The organism is Vibrio sp. Y29_XK_CS5, assembly GCF_024181835.1.
Lineage (GTDB): Bacteria > Pseudomonadota > Gammaproteobacteria > Enterobacterales > Vibrionaceae > Vibrio > Vibrio harveyi.
This window is the reverse complement of the sequence record NZ_JAMZAM010000001.1, coordinates 367,190-388,629: the sequence shown is the minus strand read 5'-3', so window position 1 is coordinate 388,629 and position 21,440 is coordinate 367,190. Positions and strand designations below refer to the sequence as shown.

General features: G+C 43.9%; 24 protein-coding genes. 11 read left to right on the top strand and 13 right to left on the bottom strand.

All coding sequences use genetic code 11. The features are described 5' to 3' along the window. Positions 1-47 precede the first annotated feature (47 nt). From NL647_RS01865 to NL647_RS01855, 3 genes are all read left to right on the top strand, one after another. Positions 48-191 carry a hypothetical protein gene (locus NL647_RS01865; RefSeq protein WP_253649537.1) on the top strand — a complete coding sequence of 48 codons (144 nt, stop codon included), beginning with the start codon at positions 48-50 and terminating at the stop codon, positions 189-191. A 12-nt stretch (positions 192-203) separates the two neighbouring features. Then, positions 204-1,418 (top strand): MFS transporter, encoded by a 1,215-nt coding sequence (locus tag NL647_RS01860; protein ID WP_053049120.1) that lies wholly within the window; start codon positions 204-206, stop codon positions 1,416-1,418. Positions 1,419-1,605: 187 nt separating this feature from the next. Beyond that, positions 1,606-2,037, top strand: coding sequence for a YccF domain-containing protein (locus NL647_RS01855; RefSeq protein ID WP_253649536.1), 432 nt, complete (start codon positions 1,606-1,608; stop codon positions 2,035-2,037). A gap of 110 nt (positions 2,038-2,147) precedes the next feature. On the opposite strand, the gene NL647_RS01850 is transcribed toward NL647_RS01855, so the two are convergent. The 4 genes from NL647_RS01850 to NL647_RS01835 form a co-directional block, all read right to left on the bottom strand. Next, positions 2,148-2,798 (bottom strand): hypothetical protein, encoded by a 651-nt coding sequence (locus NL647_RS01850; protein ID WP_005453457.1) that lies wholly within the window; start codon positions 2,796-2,798, stop codon positions 2,148-2,150. An 86-nt stretch (positions 2,799-2,884) separates the two neighbouring features. Then, positions 2,885-3,841, bottom strand: coding sequence for a hypothetical protein (locus NL647_RS01845; protein WP_009696275.1), 957 nt, complete (start codon positions 3,839-3,841; stop codon positions 2,885-2,887). A 179-nt stretch (positions 3,842-4,020) separates the two neighbouring features. Next, positions 4,021-4,962, bottom strand: a complete 942-nt coding sequence (locus NL647_RS01840; RefSeq protein WP_253649535.1) for a LysR family transcriptional regulator — start codon at positions 4,960-4,962, stop codon at positions 4,021-4,023. Between the two features lie 465 nt (positions 4,963-5,427). Further along, positions 5,428-5,889 carry a TetR/AcrR family transcriptional regulator gene (locus NL647_RS01835; protein WP_029790077.1) on the bottom strand — a complete coding sequence of 154 codons (462 nt, stop codon included), beginning with the start codon at positions 5,887-5,889 and terminating at the stop codon, positions 5,428-5,430. A 528-nt stretch (positions 5,890-6,417) separates the two neighbouring features. Here NL647_RS01835 and NL647_RS01830 point away from each other — a divergent pair. Then, positions 6,418-6,717, top strand: a complete 300-nt coding sequence (locus tag NL647_RS01830) for a YfcZ/YiiS family protein (protein ID WP_017188691.1) — start codon at positions 6,418-6,420, stop codon at positions 6,715-6,717. A 72-nt stretch (positions 6,718-6,789) separates the two neighbouring features. On the opposite strand, the gene NL647_RS01825 is transcribed toward NL647_RS01830, so the two are convergent. Then, positions 6,790-7,062, bottom strand: coding sequence for a YnjH family protein (locus tag NL647_RS01825; protein ID WP_005453446.1), 273 nt, complete (start codon positions 7,060-7,062; stop codon positions 6,790-6,792). A 147-nt stretch (positions 7,063-7,209) separates the two neighbouring features. Here NL647_RS01825 and NL647_RS01820 point away from each other — a divergent pair, with 147 nt between their 5' ends. Beyond that, on the top strand, positions 7,210-7,809 hold the full coding sequence (locus tag NL647_RS01820; protein ID WP_253649534.1) for a hypothetical protein: 600 nt from the start codon (positions 7,210-7,212) through the stop codon (positions 7,807-7,809). A 125-nt stretch (positions 7,810-7,934) separates the two neighbouring features. Here the strand turns inward: NL647_RS01820 and NL647_RS01815 are convergent, their stop codons facing one another. Next, positions 7,935-9,041 (bottom strand): 1-acyl-sn-glycerol-3-phosphate acyltransferase, encoded by a 1,107-nt coding sequence (locus tag NL647_RS01815; RefSeq protein WP_005453443.1) that lies wholly within the window; start codon positions 9,039-9,041, stop codon positions 7,935-7,937. A 192-nt stretch (positions 9,042-9,233) separates the two neighbouring features. Between NL647_RS01815 and NL647_RS01810 the strand changes: the two genes are divergently transcribed. Next, positions 9,234-9,842, top strand: a complete 609-nt coding sequence (locus NL647_RS01810) for a hypothetical protein (protein ID WP_009697130.1) — start codon at positions 9,234-9,236, stop codon at positions 9,840-9,842. Positions 9,843-9,909: 67 nt separating this feature from the next. Here NL647_RS01810 and NL647_RS01805 read toward each other — a convergent pair whose 3' ends face one another. Continuing rightward, positions 9,910-10,392: a hypothetical protein gene (locus NL647_RS01805; RefSeq protein ID WP_253649533.1), complete on the bottom strand. Its 483-nt coding sequence runs from the start codon at positions 10,390-10,392 to the stop codon at positions 9,910-9,912. Between the two features lie 26 nt (positions 10,393-10,418). Further along, positions 10,419-10,940, bottom strand: a complete 522-nt coding sequence (locus tag NL647_RS01800; protein ID WP_253649532.1) for a nicotinate-nicotinamide nucleotide adenylyltransferase — start codon at positions 10,938-10,940, stop codon at positions 10,419-10,421. Positions 10,941-11,150: 210 nt separating this feature from the next. On the opposite strand from NL647_RS01800, the gene nadE reads away from it, so the two are divergent. Continuing rightward, a complete protein-coding gene (gene nadE / locus NL647_RS01795; protein WP_005453439.1) occupies positions 11,151-11,981 on the top strand; it encodes an ammonia-dependent NAD(+) synthetase in 831 nt (276 codons plus the stop codon). A gap of 117 nt (positions 11,982-12,098) precedes the next feature. Here nadE and NL647_RS01790 read toward each other — a convergent pair whose 3' ends face one another. Then, a complete protein-coding gene (locus NL647_RS01790) occupies positions 12,099-13,916 on the bottom strand; it encodes a hybrid-cluster NAD(P)-dependent oxidoreductase (protein ID WP_253649531.1) in 1,818 nt (605 codons plus the stop codon). Between the two features lie 271 nt (positions 13,917-14,187). Here NL647_RS01790 and NL647_RS01785 point away from each other — a divergent pair, with 271 nt between their 5' ends. Together NL647_RS01785 and pyrC are read left to right on the top strand one after the other, a co-directional pair. Continuing rightward, positions 14,188-14,352 carry a YqaE/Pmp3 family membrane protein gene (locus NL647_RS01785; RefSeq protein ID WP_005453437.1) on the top strand — a complete coding sequence of 55 codons (165 nt, stop codon included), beginning with the start codon at positions 14,188-14,190 and terminating at the stop codon, positions 14,350-14,352. Between the two features lie 154 nt (positions 14,353-14,506). Continuing rightward, a complete protein-coding gene (pyrC, locus tag NL647_RS01780) occupies positions 14,507-15,535 on the top strand; it encodes a dihydroorotase (RefSeq protein ID WP_005453436.1) in 1,029 nt (342 codons plus the stop codon). Between the two features lie 136 nt (positions 15,536-15,671). Here the strand turns inward: pyrC and NL647_RS01775 are convergent, their stop codons facing one another. Beyond that, positions 15,672-16,577 (bottom strand): DUF808 domain-containing protein, encoded by a 906-nt coding sequence (locus tag NL647_RS01775; protein ID WP_009697135.1) that lies wholly within the window; start codon positions 16,575-16,577, stop codon positions 15,672-15,674. A 174-nt stretch (positions 16,578-16,751) separates the two neighbouring features. Here NL647_RS01775 and NL647_RS01770 point away from each other — a divergent pair, with 174 nt between their 5' ends. Then, a complete protein-coding gene (locus NL647_RS01770; protein ID WP_005453433.1) occupies positions 16,752-17,669 on the top strand; it encodes a M14 family metallocarboxypeptidase in 918 nt (305 codons plus the stop codon). Here the strand turns inward: NL647_RS01770 and NL647_RS01765 are convergent. After that, a complete protein-coding gene (locus NL647_RS01765) occupies positions 17,664-18,452 on the bottom strand; it encodes a helix-turn-helix domain-containing protein (protein WP_005453431.1) in 789 nt (262 codons plus the stop codon). The genes NL647_RS01770 and NL647_RS01765 overlap by 6 nt on opposite strands. Positions 18,453-18,550: 98 nt before the next feature. Between NL647_RS01765 and NL647_RS01760 the strand changes: the two genes are divergently transcribed. Further along, positions 18,551-19,459, top strand: coding sequence for a DMT family transporter (locus tag NL647_RS01760; protein WP_154202359.1), 909 nt, complete (start codon positions 18,551-18,553; stop codon positions 19,457-19,459). A 53-nt stretch (positions 19,460-19,512) separates the two neighbouring features. Here the strand turns inward: NL647_RS01760 and NL647_RS01755 are convergent, their stop codons facing one another. Both NL647_RS01755 and NL647_RS01750 read right to left on the bottom strand, forming a co-directional pair. Continuing rightward, on the bottom strand, positions 19,513-20,094 hold the full coding sequence (locus NL647_RS01755; RefSeq protein WP_017819341.1) for a hypothetical protein: 582 nt from the start codon (positions 20,092-20,094) through the stop codon (positions 19,513-19,515). Between the two features lie 12 nt (positions 20,095-20,106). After that, positions 20,107-21,420 (bottom strand): transglycosylase SLT domain-containing protein, encoded by a 1,314-nt coding sequence (locus tag NL647_RS01750; RefSeq protein WP_017819342.1) that lies wholly within the window; start codon positions 21,418-21,420, stop codon positions 20,107-20,109. Positions 21,421-21,440: the final 20 nt, after the last annotated feature.

Genomic DNA, 21,440 nt, shown 5'->3' with positions numbered 1-21,440 from the left:
CACAATGCATGCTTTTTTCTCAATCCATTTTCGCTCAGGTGCTGAGAATGTCCGTCATGTTGGGGCTATCTTTAGTTATCGTCCATCACTCTCCTAGGTTGCTGGAAATATTAGCAGAGCAAGCCATCAACAGCGGCTGTCACCAAACCACAGGCGACGGCGAGCATCATGATCATTCTCATCATCATTAATAAGAGCAAATTATGAGTATTTTCCGATTTCCAATTCTTGTTTGGCTTGGAATAGGGATTTTGATTATTTGTCTAGGGATCAGACAATCTTTCGGCATTTTCATGATGCCAATTTCAGACTACTTTCACACTGGTCGCGAGTTCTTTAGCTTTGCTATTGCATTGCAAAACTTGTTGTTTGGTGTGTTCCAACCGTTTGTTGGTATGGCTTCAGATCGTTGGGGCGCGAAGCGTATTATCATTTTAGGTGCCATTTCTTACGCTTTGGGTCTCTACCTGACTTCCATCGCAGTTGAACCAACCATGATGTACCTGTCACTTGGCGTTTTGGTCGGTTTTGGTCTGAGCGCGACCAGTTACGTGATCGTGCTAGGTGCCGTTGCAAAGGTCGTCCCTGCGCAACATGCTGCGAAAGCATTTGGTTTGACAACAGCCGCTGGTTCATTCGGTATGTTCGCCATGATCCCAGGTGCCCAAGCGCTGTTGAGTGATTTTGGCTGGCAAGGCGCGCTTCAAGCATTCGCTGTACTGTGTAGCTTTATAATCATGTTTGCACTGTTCATGAGAACGGCGAAACCACAAGCGAGCAATGCAACTAATGCTCAAGAAGACACACAAACTCTAAAAGAAGCATTGAAAGAAGCCTTTTCACATAAAGGCTATTGGCTAATCCATGCTGGCTTCTTTGTTTGTGGTTTCCACGTAATGTTCATCGCGACTCACCTGCCGAGTTACTTAGCCGATAAAGATTTACCCGCATCAACGGCGGCAATGGCGCTAGCGTACGTCGGTATTTTCAACATCTTTGGCTCGTACTTCTGGGGTGTAATGGCAGACCGCTTTAACAAGCGTCATGTTATGTCTGCACTTTATTTGATGCGCACAGTCGTAATCGGTGCTTTTGTGACGCTACCTGTCACCGAACACACCGCTGCTATCTTTGGCGGTGCAATTGGCTTTTGCTGGTTAGGCACAGTGCCACTGACTTCCGGCTTAGTTCGTCAAATCTTTGGAGCTCGTTACCTTTCCACCTTGTATGGCTTGGTGTTCTTTACGCACCAAGTAGGCAGCTTCTTAGGAGCTTGGGTTGGTGGTCGTATTTACGATTACTACGGTTCGTACGACCCAATCTGGTGGTCAACCGTTGTATTAGCATTTATTGCAGCACTGATTCACCTGCCAATCAATGACAAGCCAGTCCCTCGCTTGAACTTAGCTACTGCCTAACCTGAAAGGCTCTCGACATTTCTCGTTGAGAGCCTTTTCTTTACTCCATCTCATGCGGTCTATTACCTGTATTAAATCTGTATTCTCATCAATGATTGCTTATTTAAGATAAAGTGTGTCCATTCATCCTCTGTTAAGATTCGTGTGACATACTTAACACAACGCTATAAATCAAAAAGGGTTTTAAATGAGAACACTCGGCAACATCATCTGGTTTGTATTCGGTGGCGTATTCATGGGTTTGCTATGGTGGTTCTTTGGACTTCTAGCATTCATCAGCATCATCGGCATTCCATGGGGACGCGCTTGTTTTGTAATGGGGAACTTCTCGTTCTTCCCATTCGGTAAAGAAGCAGTCTCACGAGATGAATTAACCAATGAAATGGACATAGGCACGAGCCCACTTGGTGTCATTGGTAACGTAATTTGGTTTGTGTTTGCAGGTATCTGGTTGGCAATCGGTCACGTACTTTCTGCCGTAGCGTGCTTTGTCACCATCATCGGCATCCCGTTTGCCCTTCAACACCTGAAACTTGCGGTTATCTCTCTAGCTCCGATCGGTAAAACAGTCGTGACAACAAAAGAAGCAGCAATGGCTCGCTACAATATCAATCGTTAATTTACTAAACCCTCTAAGCTTCCGACTTAGAGGGTGATTCCCGTCAAGAGCAACCCCATAATCGCCACTGCGTATTCAATCATCGTTGATTGTATGTTCATATCGACTCCTTAAAAGTTGAAGTTAACGCCTAGCTCCACACTATTTTCTTCACTTACCTTCGTGGAACCTGGAGAGACTCTATGTTCACCAAATGTGTATTTCACGTAAGGTTCAACCCACTTTGGTTTTAATGTAATTCGCACTTCATGGTTTGTACGATGACCGCCCTCCGTGAGCTTTTTATCGTAGTTATAAGCATAGCCGAGGCTGACAAATTCAATTGGTGTATAACTTGCCCCGATGGTGTTTTTCCATTCTCTTGTTGTATTTTCGAATGCCGGAAATGACTTACCAATAGCGCTTTTTCTCCATTCGTGAGAGCTATTGGCATAAACCATCCAATCTTCACCCAACGCTGTCCCAGTAAATACGCCGGCGTCATACACATCAAACAAATCAGCACGTCCGTAACTCACAAAAGCCTCGGTATAAAACTGTCCCAGCATGACACCATATCCAGTCCCAAGTTCTAGGTAACCAGTCGAGTCGATTTCCGCTGAAATATTCCACTCTTCCGTTGCTTGTAAGTAGCCGCTGGCAGTGACAATCCATTCATCATCTGTATTGGATACGTCCAATCCAAACTCTGGCATTTTATAGTCAGCGGAAAAACACGGGACAGCAAAGAGCGCGCAAAGCAATGTCAAAGATTTATTCATTAGGGAGACCTGTGAAGAAGAGTTAAAACAAAAAAGGAGCCACTTTATTCAAGCGGCTCCTTGCTACTTACCCTTATGCGATTAGCTTACGAACGCTCAACGCGGTCACGAATCGCTCTTTTTATTTGCTGACGTTGCTCTTGTGACAGAGATTGAACCTTTTGTTTCAGCTCCGCACGCTGTTCTTTGGTTAACTCATTTGCAGGAAGATTTACTGGACCTTCGATCGGGTGACCAATTTCCGGCTCGATTGGGTTAACTGGCGACGGCAGTTCAATTGGATGCATTGGCACACCTTCAATTGGATGGCTAATATCCGGGCGGTTCGTAACGCCTGCGAATAAACGACCATCTTCATTACGGAATACGACTTCTGTACCATCTTCTAAGCGTACGATGTAGTTATCACCCTCTTTTGAAGTGTGTCCGACAACCTCACCGTCTTCATTTCGAATCTCACTACCATTAACGGTGTAAGAGGCACCCGAATCACCAACGGCAATGTTTATCGTGTCTGTTTCGTCTTTACTGATGAACACATGGTTGCCATTATCACCAACGATAACCGCAGCGCCTTCAAGCTCGATGATGTCACCATATGTAGGAACAACGCCGCCTCCGTAACCAGGATCTACATCTTCTTCAATAGGATGCTCGATCTTAGGTTTTACCTCTTCGACTACTAGACGACCATCGTCAACAGATAAGTGAATAAAGCCTTTGTCATTCACAAACACCAATTCATTATTGCGAACTTCAATGTTACCAACTACGTTACCAGAAGCGTCTTTCACCACATCGCCGTCAGTGAAGTACAGCTCACCGCCAACGTTGAATACGGTGTTACCTTCTACGCCGCGAATAGCCACTGTGTTGTATTCGCCGTTGTCACCTTGAATTGCCATGCCATCAAAGTGCTCACCTTCGAAGGTTTGTACCGATGCAACTCCTGCAGGCTCACTTGGGGAGTCCGAAGAACCAGATGATGAACAACCGGCTAGAAAAGACGCTGCGATAACTGCACTTAGTAATTTAACTTTCATGATTTACTCTCTTAATTTGTCGAAATTCAGGGCTGCCTCTTGCAGATTCAGTGGACTCCCTGCCCGATGAAGAGAAGTATATTGAGCGGTGTTTTATTGCTCTAATCGCTTATAAGAAACCCGCCATTAACGGCGGGTTATTAATAAACCAAGGTAGAGAGCTTGATAACCGATGGTTATTATTGTTCTTGAGGGCGTTCGAGGTGACTAATGATCACTTCGGTCACGATATTACGTAACCAGTGCACGGTTTCGTTGCGACGATTCTTATGATGGAAGTAAGCGTTCAAACACGGTTCTATCACCATGCCATCCAACTCAATATCCAACCTACGTAGCTTATAAAGTTTATCGACATTGACGGTTTTTGATGCAGGAAACACCATATCTGAGTTTGCGACTACGTCGATGATGGCTGATGGAAGCTCTGATCTAAAAGCAATTTTTGGCTCTACCCCTTTAATTTTCATGATCTTTTCTGAAAAAGAAATGTTCGAGTTCCAGTCAGCAGCGATGACAGTTGCAAATTCTAGATCATTGCAATCAGATATCTGCAGTCGGTGACCTTGCAGAGGATGATCTTTTCGCACATAAGCACAGAATTCATCTTTAACGATCATTTTGGTCAGAAGCTCTTTGGGTGCATGGTTTATTTCGTAATTAACTCCTAACACAACTTCGTCCTTGATGATCTCTTCCATGGTTGAGCGAGACCAATTCAGCAAATGAATTTGGACATGAGGGGCAGCTTGCCTGATGGCTTGAAAGATCTCACTCGCGTAAGAACTAAGAATAAATGGTGCCAGAGCGATCTTTACCGTGCCGTTCATTTCCAATGGGTTAAATGCCTTGGAACCATTTAACGTTATGGAAATATCATCCAACAAAGGCGCTAAGCTCTCTGCAAGATCATTGGCATATTCGGTTGCTCGCAAACCATGGTGAGTTTTCACAAAAAGCTCATCTTCAAAATGATCACGCAATCTTTGTAGCGCTTTGCTCACGGCGGGTTGGGAAACAAACAAACGTTCAGCAGCGCGCCGCATATTGCGCTCTTGATGAAGAATGATGAATGTCCTGAGCAGGTTTAAGTCAAGAGTTGAGAATAGATCTTTAGCCATGTTCCACTTCGTTAATAACTTGAGGTTATTATTCAGCATAAGAACAGATTGGCGCAGTTTCCAACCGAAGTGCATGAATTCTTTGCGCTCGATAACTCTCTATGACACAAAAATAACAAAACAGACAGTAAGATTATTTTGAAAAAAGAAATAAATGACGACGCAAATTTGTAAATGAACTCATCGTCTGACGCCATACATACATTACATTCCTGCTGTCAATGTATGAAGATCTTCGACTCGATAGGCAGCAAAGAAAAGAGATGATGGGGGTGAAGTCTAGAGGAGATAGGAAAGGTTAATGCCATCAAACATGCTGCGTTTAATGAGAAAGATAGAAAGCAAAAACGTTGGCTAAACACCAACATAAAGAAATTAAAAGACCTGACTTCAAACACTTTGAACTCAGGTCTAAACATACTCAAGAGCCAAACAGCCTCTTGGTTTTAGCTATTTACTGTGGTGTTACTTGCTCATTTGGATCAATGAGCGACCAATCAACCACTCTAGCTCTTTGTCACTGCCTACGCCAAACTGGCTCTCAGCCATTTTGTACAAACGATCAATGCCGTTTGCCGCAAACTCGTGCGCGCTCTCAGAAGTAACAATATGGTGGAATAATAGACGCAAAATCGCTAAGAATTCAGAGTCTTCTAGAGCCGTGATCCAGCTCTTTGAAAACGCTTCTAGACCTTTATCGAATTCTAGATGTTCAACGAACATTTTGAAAATACGACCGTCTAAAGCGGCGGTAAAGTCCGTTTTCTTAGGGAAATGGTGGCTAATACCTGTACGCGATACACCTGTCTGCTGGCTTAACGTGGTGTAAGACATTTTGTCATAACCAAGTCTCAGAAGCTGATCAACAACGGCATCCATGATCTTCTGGATAGTGATTTCGGTATCTTCTTTACTACGCTTTGGCATATTTTAAGCTCTTCTCTTTGTAAATCCATCTAACTCACAATTAAATGAGGCCAGAATGAAAATCATCCTCAGCATTATGTACTGTATACCTCAAACATCAAAGTTAGAGGACCAATCATAACTAAACTGCACTGCGTAACGTGCAATTTACAGTGATATTTCTGTCAATACATGTGACTCAAAATATGGCGAAAAGTCCACTCCATCAAAACCTTGCACCAAATCATTCATCGAAACTATTCTCAGGCTAAGAATGATAATTATGTAAAAATAATTAATCCGGAAATAGTCTTATAAATTGAACCCCAGTTCAACTCACCTGACAGAAATCTCACGAATATCTAGGTTAATTGATTTTAAATATTGATACATATCACACTAATTTCCTTAAGGAAGTTCTAATAAAATTAGTTAACCCTCTATTAACAACATAACATACTGTCCTTTTTTTATCCAAAATCGTTCATTTTTGTAGATAGAGATCAAATACCTGATAGAATACTGACAGTATTTACAAGAGGATTCGTTATGAGTGTCGAATTAGAAGAAAACCAAGTATGTGAAGCTTGCGGTTGCGCTGGTGAAATGGGTTTTATCATCAAAGAAGGCGACGATGTCGCTGACGTAACGATTTTCGCAGAGACTAAAGCAGCACTTGAAGCTGAGTTGGCGAAATACATCGAACTAGCAAAACAAGTTTGTGCAGGCGTTGAATACAACGTTTCTGAACTAACGGAAGATTCGAAAGAGCTTACTGCTCGATTCAAGTTTGAAGTAAGCGCTGAAAAGCTAATCTTCGAACTTAAGACTCGCTCTCTAGCGCGTTAATCGTCGATATTTCATCGTTAGATAGGTAAAAGCGAGCATCCAGCTCGCTTTTTTGATCTCTGATGAACCTATCTATTTCTTGTCTTTCTGAAACACAACCCACTTCAACGAGCCATTAGTTTCAAAATCATTTTCATCGGTACACATCAGTAGCACCCCATCTACGTTTAGCACTGCCCCAGTAGTGTAGGCTTTGTCGTCATAGTAACAAACACGCTGCCCTAGCTTACCGTCTGCCACCACTAACGCTTTTGAATCTGGCGTACTATAGGATTTCGCCATCGCAAAACTTGATAAAACAGCAGCAACGCTTGCAAGCAAAACAGAAATCGATCTTACATTCATGAATATCCCCTTAATGAAGAGCCATAAAACTAACAAAGAAGTGCTTTCAGTTCTTGGCAGCATCTCATATTCTTGAGACATGGATAGGTAGCAGCCCCCCAAGCTTTACGTTATCCTTTTCTCGCTTTTACCAATACTGTGGCTGCTATGCGCATTTTTCCTCTTTTATTAGCTCTGGTGTTTTTCTCGAGCTCTTCTATCGCTTACGAGCTTGATTACTATGCTAAATTCGGTCATACCGACAACTACGGTAATATCGATCTCCGCAACAAGCCCTATACGACCCTACCTGATGGTCTTGTCGTAAAAGGAAACCTCAATATTTCCCAGACACCGATTACTAAACTTCCTAAAGGACTCGATGTTCAAGGCAGCCTTGAAGCAACGAATAGCGCCCTCAAAACGATAAGACCAGGAGTTAAAATTAAAGGCTATGCAAATTTACTTGGTAGTAAAGTTGAACGCTGGCCTCGCGGTGTAAAACTGGGTGGTTATTTGAATTTAACCGATACCCCGTTAGCTAACCTACCAGCAAGACTAAGAGTAAAAGGCGACTTGAGCGTCATTCAGACACCATTGACCGAACTACCAGAAGGATTGGTGGTGGATGGTAACCTCTATATAGGAGGTTCAAAGGTCACAACATTTCCTGACACCATGACAGTCAAAGGCAGCATCTTCTTGGGAGGAAATCGAGTGACAAAGTGGCCAACGAATTTGACCTTAGGCGGTTCGGTTGCACCATAAAAGTAATTGAAGTGAGGAACGAGCTCAGAATCTAACAAATAACACGCCTGAGATAGATTCCGATTAGGTCCCGTTCCTCGCAATTGAATGTCCATTGCTACTTCGCGCAATGGACAATAGCAAGGTTATTCTTGGTTATTTACTGGGTTAGCGTAACTTGCAACCAAGTAACTGTGCGCACCTGTCGGTAGCTGTTCAAGTTTCTCTTGCAACTGAGATTTTACTGACTCAGTGATCGATTCGTCTTCACGACCCGCAGCGAGCAAGTTGATAGGGAATACGCGGTAGTTATTGTGGATTTGGCGATCGATTTCGTTTGCCAACTCATCCGGCGTCTCGAACTCTTGATCGATCACATCACCAAATGCGACATGCACTTTACCTTTGTAACCCACGATACCTTGGATGATGCTTTCAATATCTTCAAACTCACCTTTTTCATAACTGCCGTTCTCTGCTTTTTCATACAGTTCTTTAGCTTTTGCAATATCACAAGGGTCATTTTGGTAAGAGATAGAAACAGGCACAATCTTCAGTGAACGAGTGTATTCACCAAAGCTGATTTTTTGCTTACGACCTTCAACATGGAACATCTTCAAGATTGCTGGGTCAGTGAAATCATTACCGTCTTTCGCACGACCTTCTTTTTGCGCAATCCAGATTGAGTTACCGGTATCTAAAGAGTGCTTGATATAGCCCGACAGTAGACCAAGCGCTTTCATCATTTCACGTGGTGCTTTCGCAGAACGTTTTACGATAAAGCTCTTGTTGAGTCTCATTAGCTCCGTCGCACAAGGTTTCTTAAGCAGGTTATCACCAATCGCAATACGCACTGTACGGTGGTCTGTTTGGTGTAAACCAAAGTTAACAAGCGCGGGGTCCATTGCGATATCGCGGTGATTAGAGACAAACAAGTACGATGTGTTCTTGTCGAGTTTGTCCAAACCAGAAAAAGTAACTCCGTCAGTAGTCGTATCTAGTGTGTCTTTAAGGTACTTCTTCACTTCTAGCTGAATGGCTTCCACAGAATCCAGTTTACTCCACTTCGCTTTTAAGTAGACACGGATAATCGGACTCATGAGTGTTTTGAACCACGCCGCTTTGTTTGCAAAACGGTGGTTTAAAATCGCACTGATAAACTCATCGTCTTTGATCAGGCGGTCCAGCGCAGCTGGAATTTCTTCGTCGTTGTATGGACGAATTTCAATATAAGGATCGTTATTGGCAGTCATTATTCAATTCATTTCAAAAAAAGCTGGCACATTTTACGCATTGTTTTGCCAACCCGCAGCATTTCAGACCATACTTTTAACATGGTCATACCAGTAGCATTACAATTTCTATTCGCAAAAAAATCTGTTATCCGGTTGGCAATTTAGGGGTTTAGCGTTACCCTTAGCGCCCCAAAAACTCTGGTATTCACAATGAACTACGCAATTGAATTTCACGACGCTAATTACCCTTTTCTTAATGTTGCTGCGCGTAAAAAAGCGCTAAAACACAGCTTACTATCAGTAGTGGAAGGTTTGGCGATCATTAAATTGGGTAAACATGAGTATGCCATTGAACCGGGTCAACACTTCTGGATTCCTCAGGGATGTTTGAGCTCCCTCACCTTTTTACCTAACACACGAGTAACTCGCTGTGACTTCTCTGTGCGCTTAACTGATGCATTTGCTCAACAAGCAGGCTACGTGAAACTACCAGTGTTATTGTCAGCGCTGATTGAAAAGTTGGTGATGACAAAAGCACGCAGTGAACATCAGCTCGACTTGCTAGCGGTTGTGAAACACGAAGTGCTAACACTCAAACCAATGCTTACCAGTTCAGCATTAACGGATTCTATCAATAAGTGGAAACCAGGCTGTGAATCTCAGATTTCCATTGAGCTTTGTCTAGTATTAACGCTTCGAGAAGCACGCAAGATGAAGTTATCCGGCAAAAAACAAGCGGATATCGTTGCGAAGCTATTTAACGACAATGAAGAAGAATACGAACAGCTTTGCTTTTTGGTGTTTGGGGAAGCGCTATAAAGGGTAAGTCGCAATAGAATACAAAAAGGACGCATCAATGTGCGTCCTTTTTATTTTGATTCGAATATTAAAACGGTACTTCGATCTGCATCATCCAATCAGCGTCATAGTATTCATGCCAGCGATAATCAACACGCATTCGTGGTTCACTGCCGTTCTTGTCACCAAAGCCGATGCTGAACATTAAGCCATGACTTCTCAGCCACTCTTCTGTACTCATTTTGGCTTCATCATCACGCAGTTCTTCTGGCATCCATAACCCGAGCCCAAAATAGTTACTATCTAAATTTTGAGTAAGTATTGGAGAGTCTTCAGACTTGAACGCCCATTGATCCCAGTAACTTTCTGTCGGACCTTCTATCTGTTTTTCTGCGGTATACCAATTGAGCGTATCGATGCTAAGAACGCCAACACTGTCAAAGATGTCTTCACAAACTGGCATGGTGTTATCAGCAAACACGACGGAACGATCAGATAAATAGTTACAAGCAGAGCTAGCCTGTGTTGCCACAAGCAGCGCGCATGCACTAAGAACCACAACTCTGACCATGAAAATCTGACCTCTTCGTTTTCAGATTACGATTGTTTGTATAAGCCTTCGCTTAGTAATAATTTATTGACCGTTGGTGTCGTGAATGCACTGATGTCTTCACCCTCTAATAGTGCATTACGAATGTCCGTGCTTCTGATTTTGACTTTTTCAGGACACGCCATCACAGTCCAACGTTCGGTTATTTCTTCTGCTCTGTAAAATTTAGCAAATTTGAAAAAATTATCAGGACCTATGACAAAAGTTATATCGGCTTGCGTGTGGATTTCTTGAATTTTTTCTAATAACGCAAAAGTCGTCACACTTTGTCCTGGTTGGTACAAAGTTTGCTCAAGGTCTGAGCGTTGAACATTAGAAAGCCCCATGTCTTTAATAAAGGCATCAACCAGTTTGCACCGAATTGGGTAATCCAACATATTTTTGCCCCAAGCGTGTGCAATGCTTGGTTCTAGTAGCACAAGATCAAAGTGGCTCAGTGACTCGATCACACTCTTGTGACCTAAGCTTGGTGGGTTAAATGCGCTGCCAAAAACGGCGATTTTTTTCATATCCGGTGATTACCTGGTTGAAGAGAGTTTTCTAATCCGATGAATTCGGTATGATACTACTAATCTTTAGAGCTTTTTGACACTAAAGCGACGTTTATAGACATCAACTGCATGGTTTATCGCCATTTGTGAACTATAAACGCCTGCGACAGTATGAATTTATTCACACTCACTTGGTGTCGTACATATTTGCAGGAAAAGGAACCCTAAATGGAACAATCCATCCGCGATGAAATGCGAGTACTCCCTTCTATCGATCCGCATTTCGAAATTGAACGCCGTGTCGCTTTTATTAAGCGTAAATTGCAAGAAGCAGGCTGTAAGTCTCTTGTTCTTGGCATTAGCGGTGGCGTTGACTCAACGACATGTGGTCGCTTGGCTCAACTGGCTGTAGACCAACTAAACGAAGAAGCTGGTGACAACAACTACCAGTTTATCGCTGTTCGTTTGCCTTATGGCGAACAAAAAGACGAAGATGAAGCACAGCTCGCACTTTCTTTCATCCAACCAACGCACTCTGTATCAGTAAACATTAAAGCTGGTGTCGATGGTCTCCATGCCGCTTCTCACATCGCACTTGAAGGAACAGACCTTCTTCCAACGGATGCTGCAAAAGTGGACTTCGTGAAGGGTAACGTAAAAGCGCGTGCACGCATGGTCGCTCAATACGAAATTGCTGGTTACGTTGGTGGCTTGGTTCTTGGTACTGATCACTCAGCAGAAAACATCACTGGTTTTTACACTAAGTTCGGTGATGGCGCGTGCGATATGGCACCACTATTCGGCTTGAGCAAACGTCAAGTTCGCGAAGTTGCAGCAACATTGGGGGCACCTGAGCAACTTGTTAAGAAAGTACCAACGGCAGACTTAGAAGAGCTTGATCCTCAAAAAGCTGATGAAGATGCTCTGAGTTTAACTTACGAACAAATCGATGACTTCCTAGAAGGCAAGCCAGTATCTCAAGAAGTCAGCGATCGCCTTGTGGCTATCTACAAAATGACTCAGCACAAGCGTCAGCCGATCCCAACGATCTACGACTAAATCACGATTGTGCACATCAACGATTCGTTTTTAAATCGTTCTGCTATAGATAAAAACGCCGCTAATTTAGCGGCGTTTTTGTTTGCTTGTTACAAGCAGTGTTTATGCTCAGCAACGTTAGTCTGTTAGCGTCACATCCGTTTCCGGAATAGCACAACACGCGAGCACTTTACCCATCGCGCGCTCTTCTGCGCTCAGTGCAGGCACGTCAGGATGCTCTACCTGTCCTGATTCTAATTGAACCTTACAAGCACCACACAAGCCCGCACGACAACTATTGGTAATACTTTTACCGGCATTCTCAACTTGCTCAAGTAACGTTTGTTGGTTGTTACCCATCAACTTAAAGCCGTTGAATTCAATCTCAACACTTTTCTCTGGCTTAGCTTTTGTCGCTGCAACACCAAATGCTTCTTGATGATAATTGTCTTCTGGAAGGCCCTTCTTAAGCAATAGGTTTTTCGCCTTTTGCATAAAGCCGTCAGGACCACAAACAAACACTTGGCGCTGTTCAACATCTTTGATCTGTTTTATATGAGATAGACTGATTCGCCCCTTAAGGCCAAACCAATCTATCGCCGGTTGCGTTAAGCAGATCTTTACATCCAACCCCGAGTGTTGGCGCTTTAACTCGTTTAACTCATCTTTGCATGGAATATCAATCTCGCTGCTGCACTGATGGTAGAACACCACATCATCGAGTTGGTTGTGATCAGCCAAGTAACGAACCATCGACAGCATTGGTGTTACGCCGCTACCAGCAGACAACAGCAATAGAGGCTGAACAGAATGCTCTTTTAGATGAAATTGACCACCTGGCGTTTCCGCTTCCAGAACATCCCCCACTTGTAGGTTGTCAAGCAAAGCATTGGATACGCGCCCACCAGAAACACGTTTCACCGAAATTGCGTAGCGTCCCGGGCGAGACGGGCTAGATGACAGCGTATAACGACGCCCTACTTTCTTACCGTCTATATCCACTTCAATAGGTAAATGCTGTCCCGGTAAGTACGTTGGTAATTGACCTTTGCTTGGCTCAAGCCACAAGGTGACAAAGTCGCGTGCGATTTCTTCTCGTTCGACACAAGTTAGCGTCATTCGCTGAGGAGAGTTGTCTGGATAGAACTCTGGCTCTTTGTATTCCAGCACTTCAACTTTGTCACCAGAACGAATAATGCCTTCGTTCAGAGCAACAAGGTTTTGACCGAAGAACACGCCCCCACGCTCGTTTGCACGAAACTCTTGCAATGTCTTCAGTGGTTCTTTGCTTTCTCGAAATGTGCCTCGCTGAGTATTAACGGTAGTTAGAATACATCGCTCACATGGTTTTACTGATTCAAATTCCACTTCGCCAATGCGAATACGCTTCCATGAGTCTTCTTCAAATGGCTTGGTATCAGATACCACAAGGTTGGTTCGGAATTGATCCATTGAGTGCAGCTCAGAGCTTCTGCGGTTTAATTCTTCCAGTGATGCCTCACTGATGACAAGTACTGGGTAGCCATCGGCAAAGCTGACGTTGTGACCCAGTTTCTCTCTTATGCGATTTGATTGCTCACCAGTAAAAAGTAACTCGACGCGAAGACCTAATACTTTGCTAAACCAATCATCCGCTTCATCCGTGGTGGTATATGCCGTAAAACTGTCTTTCCAAACCGTTGCAGGTGCTTCCTGCATTTTGAAATCTTGATAGCGAATCTTTAGTGGCTCTTCGCCAAGGCTGGTAAACACCACTCCGTCTGACAACAGCGCGGACTTGATGGTCACCATTTGAGGGAACTTTCGAGCTGTCACCATTGAGCCATCTGACGTCGCAATCATAAATCGACGATCAAAACTCAATCCTTGTTTTTCTACCCAAGCGGAAGATAACGCAACGCCTCCGACGGATTTGACTGGAAAAACATTAATTTGGGACAAAACTGATTGCGACATAGCCTTCTTCCTACAGGTACTTTCTCATTATTGGACTATCATATCCTTATAACAGTTATGACCCAAGCCTCTATAAAATATCGATTTATAACCGCACCTTCGTCAGTCACCCGATATGACACTTGCTTTGCAGGTGGAAGAACTTCTTTTTATGAATGGAGTCCCATAAATTTGCATAGTATTGACGAAACTAGGATTGCCAAGATGTGATATAGAGCACATAATTCGCCAACTTTTTGACACTATAGATAATCTATCCGGAGCATAGACCATGGATACTAATAAACTGATTCTAATTCTACTTTGTATCTTCCTTCCACCAGTGGCGGTTTACATGGAAAAAGGTCTAGAGAAAGACTTCTTCATCAACCTGATCCTGACTTTCTTCTTCTTCCTACCCGGCACAATTCACGCGCTTTGGTTGACGATGAAGTAACCAACTGAGCTCCTACCGTAAAGAAATGTGAAAAATGGGGTGAAATAGAACTGCAATTCCTCTATCATCCTGTCGCCTAAGCGCAAGCGTTTGCTCTTGAGGTAAATGCAGCGTTTAGGCTCCAAACATAACTTTTTAATGGTGGGAGCAATTAATGACAACACTGACTATTACTCGTCCTGACGATTGGCACGTTCACTTACGCGATGGTGAAGTTCTAAAAGATACCGTTCGCGATATTAGCCGTTATAACGGCCGTGCGCTGATCATGCCAAACACCGTCCCACCAGTGACCAATACTGAAATGGCATTAGCCTACCGTGATCGAATCCTTGCTGAGCAACACGGCGAGCAATTCGAACCTCTTATGGCGCTATACCTGACAGACAACACCACGCCAGATGAAATCCGCAAAGCCAAAGCAACAGGCAAAATTGTCGCAGCAAAGCTTTACCCAGCAGGTGCAACCACCAACTCTGATTCTGGCGTAACCGATGCAAAGAACATCTACCACGTTTTTGAAGCGATGGAAGAAGTTGGCATGCTGCTTTTGGTTCATGGAGAAGTGACTCACAACCACGTTGATATTTTTGACCGTGAGAAGGAATTCCTAGACACGGTTCTTGCTCCTATCGTTAACGACTTCCCTAACCTAAAAATCGTTCTTGAACACATCACGACGGCGGATGCCGCAAACTTCGTTAAGAACGCTTCTGATAACGTCGCAGCAACCATCACTGCTCACCACCTGCTGTTCAACCGCAACCACATGCTAGTCGGTGGCATTAAGCCTCACTTCTACTGCCTGCCAATCCTTAAGCGCAATACCCACCAACAAGCGCTTATCGAAGCAGCAACAGGCGGTAGCAAGAAATTCTTCCTAGGTACAGATTCAGCGCCGCACGCAAAAGGCGCAAAAGAATCAGCTTGTGGTTGTGCAGGTTCTTATACCGCACACGCAGCACTAGAACTTTATGCAGAAGTGTTTGAGAATGAAGGCAAACTCGAAAACCTAGAAGCATTCGCAAGCTTAAATGGTCCTGATTTTTACGGTATAGCTCGCAACTCAGACACTGTAACGCTAGAAAAAGCAGCTTGGGATGTGCCAGAAACGATGCCGTTTGGTAGCGATATCGTTGTGCCAATCCGTGCAAATGAAAAGATTGAGTGGGAAGTGAAGTAATCATCTCCACGAAATGAAAAAGGGTCATGCCACCATATTCGATATGGAAACGCATGACCCTTTTCTTTTGGCTCCTATAAAGCCTTATGTCTACTGTCTACTGTCTACTGTCTACTGTCTACTGTCTACAGAGTAATTATTTACCACGAACTTTCTCTACTAAAGTCCAAGCTGCAACCACAACCAAGCCAGCGATGACACCAATCACACCATTAAGCAATGTCGGCACAATCGCCGTCGCAATCGTATGACCACGGAAATCCATGATGATCGGTTCAATCAGATGATGAATTGCAGGCACGTTATGGACAACAATACCGCCCCCAACAAGGAACATTGCCGCAGTACCCACCACAGCAAGCATCTTCATCAACTTAGGCGCAAACGCCACTAACGCTCCACCTAGCTTGGCTTTCAGTCCTTCACCATTTGATGTGCGTTCTAGGTAAAAACCTAAGTCATCAAGCTTAACGATGCCAGCGACTAAGCCGTAAACACCAATGGTCATCAATACCGCGATTAAGCTGACCACAAGAATTTGCGTTACGATGCTTGAGCCTGTCACCGTACCCAAAGCAATCACGATGATTTCTGCAGAGAGGATAAAGTCAGTACGAATCGCACCGGCGACCTTTCTCTTCTCGTACTCTTCAACCGATTCTCCGGTATTGAGCTCTTCTTTCTTCTCTTCATGTTGGTGCGCATGAGGAAAAAGCTTTTCTAAGATCTTCTCAGCCCCTTCAAAGCAAAGAAACAAACCACCAATGAGAAGTAATGGCATGATCAGCCAAGGAATGAAGGCACTGATCAACAACGCCGATGGCACTAGAATCAGTTTGTTTTTAAACGACCCTTTTGCCACCGCCCAAACCACCGGGATTTCTCGTTCTGACGCTACGCCAGACACCTGTTGCGCATTTAGCGCTAAATCGTCGCCCAGTACACCAGCGGTCTTTTTCGCCGCCATCTTCGACATCAACGCGACATCATCCAATACAGCTGCAATGTCATCCAACAGTGTTAGTAAACTTGCTCCAGCCATTTATTTATCTCTTTTATGGAATTGAATAAGTAACAAAATGTAACACCAATAAACTACTCAGCAAAGTTATGATTTCGCAAAGAATAAGGTCACAAATTGTGTTTTCTATTGCCGTGGCTTTGAGACAGGACTAGTCTTGTCTTACCTTTCACGCACACAAAAGAAAAAGTATAGATGAAAAGCGGATACACTTACCCAATTGGTACCCCAGGTCAGTCATGGGGTGAAGCAGAACGTAAAGCTTGGCGTGAGCAACGTGACGTAAAACGTAGCTACCAAGAAGAAGTCGTGACCAAAATTGATGCTCTTCGCGAGCGTTTTGATGTTGAGCAATACGGCGCACTCTCTTACGACGAAGCACGCTTCCCTCTGTTTTGTATCAAGACTCGTAACTGGGATGCTGCAAAACCGGTTGTTTTAGTAACTGGCGGCGTACATGGCTACGAGACAAGTGGCGTACATGGTGCGCTGAAGTTTGTTGATACGCAGGCAGAGCGTTATGCAGAACACTTCAATATTGTCGTTGCACCATGTGTCAGCCCTTGGGGGTACGAGGTGATCAACCGCTGGAATCCAAATGCGATTGACCCAAACCGCTCTTTCTACGCAAATAGCCCTGCGGAAGAGTCAGCTAACTTGATTAAGCTTGTTGCGACCTTAGGTGATGTTCTAATGCACATCGACCTGCACGAAACCACCGATTCTGACGAGACCGAATTCCGCCCTGCACTTGCAGCACGTGATGGTCTTGAATACATCGAAGGCATGATCCCAGATGGTTTCTACACGGTGGGCGATACAGAAAACCCGCAACCTGAGTTCCAAAAAGCCGTCATCGAGTCAGTAGCGAAAGTAACGCACATTGCACCTGCTGACGATAAAGGCGAAATCATTGGTTCGCCAGTGGTGCAATTTGGTGTGATTAATTACCCAATGGTGAAACTGGGTCTGTGTGGCGGCGTCACCAACTGCACTTACGGCACTACAACAGAAGTTTACCCAGACAGCCCGAAAGTCACTGATGAAGAGTGTAACGACGCTCAAGTTGCAGCAGTTGTAGGTGGTTTAGATTACGTGCTTACTCAGCTATAACAAGCGGTTCTTATATTGCTCCGGTGTAATGCCGGAGTATTTCTTAAACATGGCGATAAAAGGACTGGCCTGGTTGTAACCCAATGTCAACGCCACCTCTTTTACGGTTTGCCCCTTCCTTAACAACTCCATCGAATGCAAGTAACGCACTCGCAATCGCCACTCGGTAAAACTCATCCCTAACTCACTTTGGCAATGGCGAGCTAAAGTGCGCTCCGTGGTATGAACCTTTTCCGCCCATTCCCCCAAGCTAATTTCATCAGTTGGCGCTTCTTCGACGGCTTTAAGAATTGGCTCCAGATATTTGTTGTCTGTGGTTGGCAAAAAGTGATGTTCGACTTCTTGTTTGGCTAGCTGATCCAACAAGACCTGAACGAGGCGTTTATCTTCTTCGCTCTTAGCAACATTAATATCACGTTGGCGAAAGTCTTCCACAATCGCCGAAACAATGGGCGTCACTTTGATCAAGCTCGTTTTGGATGGAAAGTGCTGAGTCAACTCTGGGTCGATATTTAACGAGCAGTATTCCAAAGGCTTACGATTATAACTGGTGTGACGGATCCCAGCCGGTACCCAAATCGCAAGATGCGGAGGCGCTAAGAAACGTGTGTCTTCCGCATCCATTTCTAGAATACCGCCACTGATCAGTTGAACTTGTCCCCACGGGTGGCTGTGAATGCGAGTTTCTGTATTCGACAAAAAGGCTTCAAAATTCATAAACACATCTGATGGTGCTCTATCGATTGATAATGACGGATGAAGATTCCTTGTGCTCTTTTTCAAATTTGTCTTCCTATCGCTTACGATGTCTTTCCAGAGATACTTTTCATTATAAAGACCTGTCAGACTAGCGCCATTAATTATTCTGCGATGAGGTTCTCATGGTTTATTTGCTTCCGTTTTTTACTGTCATGATTTGGGGTGGGAATTCCATCGTAAATAAAATGGCAGCAAGTGCAATCGAACCTAGCGCAATGAGTTTCTACCGATGGTTTGTTGCTATGGTACTTTTAACGCCATTTTGCTTACCAGCAGTGATCAAACAACGTCATGTGATTCGCCCATACTTGGCTAAATTGGCTTTCCTCGCACTATTAGGCATGGTGCTAAACCAATCCCTAGGTTATTACGCAGGGCTAACAACGACCGCTTCTAATATGGCACTGATTACGTCTCTCGTTCCTTTGATCAGTGTTTTCTTGAGTGTACCTTTACTTGGCAAGTCGATTTCCATGCTGAGCGTGGCAGGTGGCGTGGTTTCATTAGGCGGCTTGGCGTTTATGTTAGGGCACGGCGATATCACCTACTTCCTGCATCAAGATATGACGCAAGGTGACAGCTTGATGCTGCTGGCTGCGCTTTGCTACGCAATTTACTGTGTGTTACTAAAACGCTGGAAGATGCCTTTCAACAGTATGACTTTGGTTTACATGCAAGGCTTTTTCTCATTGGTTATGCTTGCGCCATTGTGGCTAAGCAGCGATCAACTTCTACCAAGCCAAAGCGCATTACCTTTAATTGCTTACGCTGGTATTGCCGCGTCTATCTTTGCTCCATTGATGTGGGTAAAAGCGATTGACTTGATTGGTGCAGACTCAAGTGCCATGTTCATGAACCTGATGCCTGTGGTTTCGGTAGCTCTCGCTTCAACCATGCTCGGCGAAGAAGTTCATGTTTACCACATCATTGGCGGCATGCTGGTTATCTCTGGCGTTATCTTGTCGCAAATTAAAGTACACAGAAAAGGCAAAGCCATCGACCCAGAAGCTCAAACTGCAACGAGCTCATAGCAACTAAAAAGAAAAGAGCCATCATGGCTCTTTTCTTTTTGCTTTCATTTGGATTAAAGGGCTTCAGCCTGCTGTTCCAATTCTTTGCTTGTCTTTTGGCTCACAAACTCTTTGTATAGCGCCGCTTTATCCGTTGGATCAATGTCCGTACCTGCCGTTACAGCAGAGTTAAACATCTTTTCTGATTCAATCTTTGGCATGACTACTAGCGCACAAATTTGCTCTACACCACCAATTTCAACCAGTGATACTTGCTCAACTTGGCTCTTTTGAATTGAAGTATTAGTTATTTGCTTAGCGATTTGCTCAAAAGATGTGCCAGAGGTTTGACCGTCAACTGAGCTATCAATTTTTTGATAGTTCTTCTCTAACACACTGACTTTAATATCAAGGTTTTGCGCAAGCGTGTTACGTGCTAGAGAGATAGCGTGGTTACGATCAACAGAAAAGTTACCTGACGCCGTAACACAGTTTGACGCTGCAAAGCCATTCGCTGAAGTTGGGTTTAGTACCCAGCTAGGCACATTGCTGCCTTTGTTGGTTTCCACTTTCGCCGTGTTTTCAGAACCACTTTGACTCGCACAACCAGATAAGATCACTGCGCTGATTGCAGCGGTAAGAATTTGATATTTCATCTTCAATTCCTTTTAGATAATTGAGTTGGACTGCGCATGATAGGTTTTCATTCTATCGTTGACCTTTTTGAGATATTTGCGAGTCTCGTTATAAGGTAAGTTCTTGATAAGGTGCTCATATACTTCATCAGAACTCATGGTATTGATTTTCTTAATCGCACTAGAAACACGTCGCTCACCAAATGCTTTGGCCACATTACCTGACCCGGTGTTGTAAGCCGCGATCACACTGTAAGTCGCACTTTGTGGGTCTTTAATGCCTTTTAGGTATCGACTCTGAAGAATTTTTAGATACGCTGTGCCAGTTTCGATATTCAAATTGGGATCGTATAAGTCATTCGCTTTCATCGGCTTATCTTTACCGCGATATAGCTTATTCACGTCATGACCAGCGGTTGTCGGCACGATTTGCATCAGCCCGTATGCTGGCACATGAGATTTTGCTTTCGGGTTGAAATGCGACTCTTCGTGCATGATTGCCAAAACAAGTGCAGGCGGTAGTTCTCGCTTTGCACTTTCTTGTTGAATCGCAGGAAGGTACTGATTGGCGCGGTTCGCCAGTGATGATTTTGGAATCTTGACCTTATACTCAACAATCTTTTTAGGCTGTTGCTTTAGCTGCTTTTCTTGCTGAGCTAATTCTTGCTTCACAGCAGCAATGCGTTTTTCTTCCAGCTTCACCATTTGTTGTTTTTGCTGAACAATCACTTGCTCTTGCTTTTGTTCACTTAACACTGCACTTTTCTCAGCAGCAAAGATGTCAAGTTGACTCATTTGGCGCTCAGTTTGCGCCTCAATCTCTTTCTTCACCTCTTCGAAAGTCTTTGGTTCTACTTTAATTTCCTCAACGAAAACCATTGTTGGCTCGGCTTTTTTAGGTTGAGTTACACCAACTTCTTCAAACACCTTGGCGTTTTTCTCGATAACGGCATTGACGACTTCAGCTTCAACAACTGGAGCTTCGGCTTTTTCTTCTTCCGCAGGCGGTAAGTAGCTAACCGTAATCTCACCTTTCTCCAAATCAACAACGGTTCGTGCGTTATGTTGTTCGTCATAAACCACTACCACATCCGGAGAAGGTATTTTGGTGTCACCCCATTTTTGAATAGAGGCTTTCTGTTTTTTGTCCCAATCCGCTAAGTAAGCTTGCTGCCATTGATTGAACTCTTGAATTTGGGCGGCATACCATTGCTCAAACTCATCCGTATCATCAGCGGTTAATTGTTCGATTTCTTGGTCCAGTTCAGCAAAAGGATCATTTGCAAAACTTGGTTGCATCACAATTAGGTTTAACAACGCAGCCAGTGCGCAATATTTCAATTTCATAAATTGAGTTACCGTAATTT

Coding starts and splice junctions, on each gene's coding strand:
- nadE (WP_005453439.1), top strand. CDS start 11,151: ATGGAACAATCCATCCGCGATGAAATGCGAGTACTCCCTTCTATCGAT.
- pyrC (WP_005453436.1), top strand. CDS start 14,507: ATGACAACACTGACTATTACTCGTCCTGACGATTGGCACGTTCACTTA.
- NL647_RS01855 (WP_253649536.1), top strand. CDS start 1,606: ATGAGAACACTCGGCAACATCATCTGGTTTGTATTCGGTGGCGTATTC.
- NL647_RS01805 (WP_253649533.1), bottom strand. CDS start 10,392: ATGGTCAGAGTTGTGGTTCTTAGTGCATGCGCGCTGCTTGTGGCAACA.
- NL647_RS01835 (WP_029790077.1), bottom strand. CDS start 5,889: ATGCCAAAGCGTAGTAAAGAAGATACCGAAATCACTATCCAGAAGATC.
- NL647_RS01760 (WP_154202359.1), top strand. CDS start 18,551: ATGGTTTATTTGCTTCCGTTTTTTACTGTCATGATTTGGGGTGGGAAT.
- NL647_RS01820 (WP_253649534.1), top strand. CDS start 7,210: ATGCGCATTTTTCCTCTTTTATTAGCTCTGGTGTTTTTCTCGAGCTCT.
- NL647_RS01800 (WP_253649532.1), bottom strand. CDS start 10,940: ATGAAAAAAATCGCCGTTTTTGGCAGCGCATTTAACCCACCAAGCTTA.
- NL647_RS01860 (WP_053049120.1), top strand. CDS start 204: ATGAGTATTTTCCGATTTCCAATTCTTGTTTGGCTTGGAATAGGGATT.
- NL647_RS01825 (WP_005453446.1), bottom strand. CDS start 7,062: ATGAATGTAAGATCGATTTCTGTTTTGCTTGCAAGCGTTGCTGCTGTT.
- NL647_RS01815 (WP_005453443.1), bottom strand. CDS start 9,041: ATGACTGCCAATAACGATCCTTATATTGAAATTCGTCCATACAACGAC.
- NL647_RS01775 (WP_009697135.1), bottom strand. CDS start 16,577: ATGGCTGGAGCAAGTTTACTAACACTGTTGGATGACATTGCAGCTGTA.
- NL647_RS01845 (WP_009696275.1), bottom strand. CDS start 3,841: ATGAAAGTTAAATTACTAAGTGCAGTTATCGCAGCGTCTTTTCTAGCC.
- NL647_RS01850 (WP_005453457.1), bottom strand. CDS start 2,798: ATGAATAAATCTTTGACATTGCTTTGCGCGCTCTTTGCTGTCCCGTGT.
- NL647_RS01790 (WP_253649531.1), bottom strand. CDS start 13,916: ATGTCGCAATCAGTTTTGTCCCAAATTAATGTTTTTCCAGTCAAATCC.
- NL647_RS01770 (WP_005453433.1), top strand. CDS start 16,752: ATGAAAAGCGGATACACTTACCCAATTGGTACCCCAGGTCAGTCATGG.
- NL647_RS01785 (WP_005453437.1), top strand. CDS start 14,188: ATGGATACTAATAAACTGATTCTAATTCTACTTTGTATCTTCCTTCCA.
- NL647_RS01755 (WP_017819341.1), bottom strand. CDS start 20,094: ATGAAATATCAAATTCTTACCGCTGCAATCAGCGCAGTGATCTTATCT.
- NL647_RS01865 (WP_253649537.1), top strand. CDS start 48: ATGTCCGTCATGTTGGGGCTATCTTTAGTTATCGTCCATCACTCTCCT.
- NL647_RS01750 (WP_017819342.1), bottom strand. CDS start 21,420: ATGAAATTGAAATATTGCGCACTGGCTGCGTTGTTAAACCTAATTGTG.
- NL647_RS01810 (WP_009697130.1), top strand. CDS start 9,234: ATGAACTACGCAATTGAATTTCACGACGCTAATTACCCTTTTCTTAAT.
- NL647_RS01830 (WP_017188691.1), top strand. CDS start 6,418: ATGAGTGTCGAATTAGAAGAAAACCAAGTATGTGAAGCTTGCGGTTGC.
- NL647_RS01840 (WP_253649535.1), bottom strand. CDS start 4,962: ATGGCTAAAGATCTATTCTCAACTCTTGACTTAAACCTGCTCAGGACA.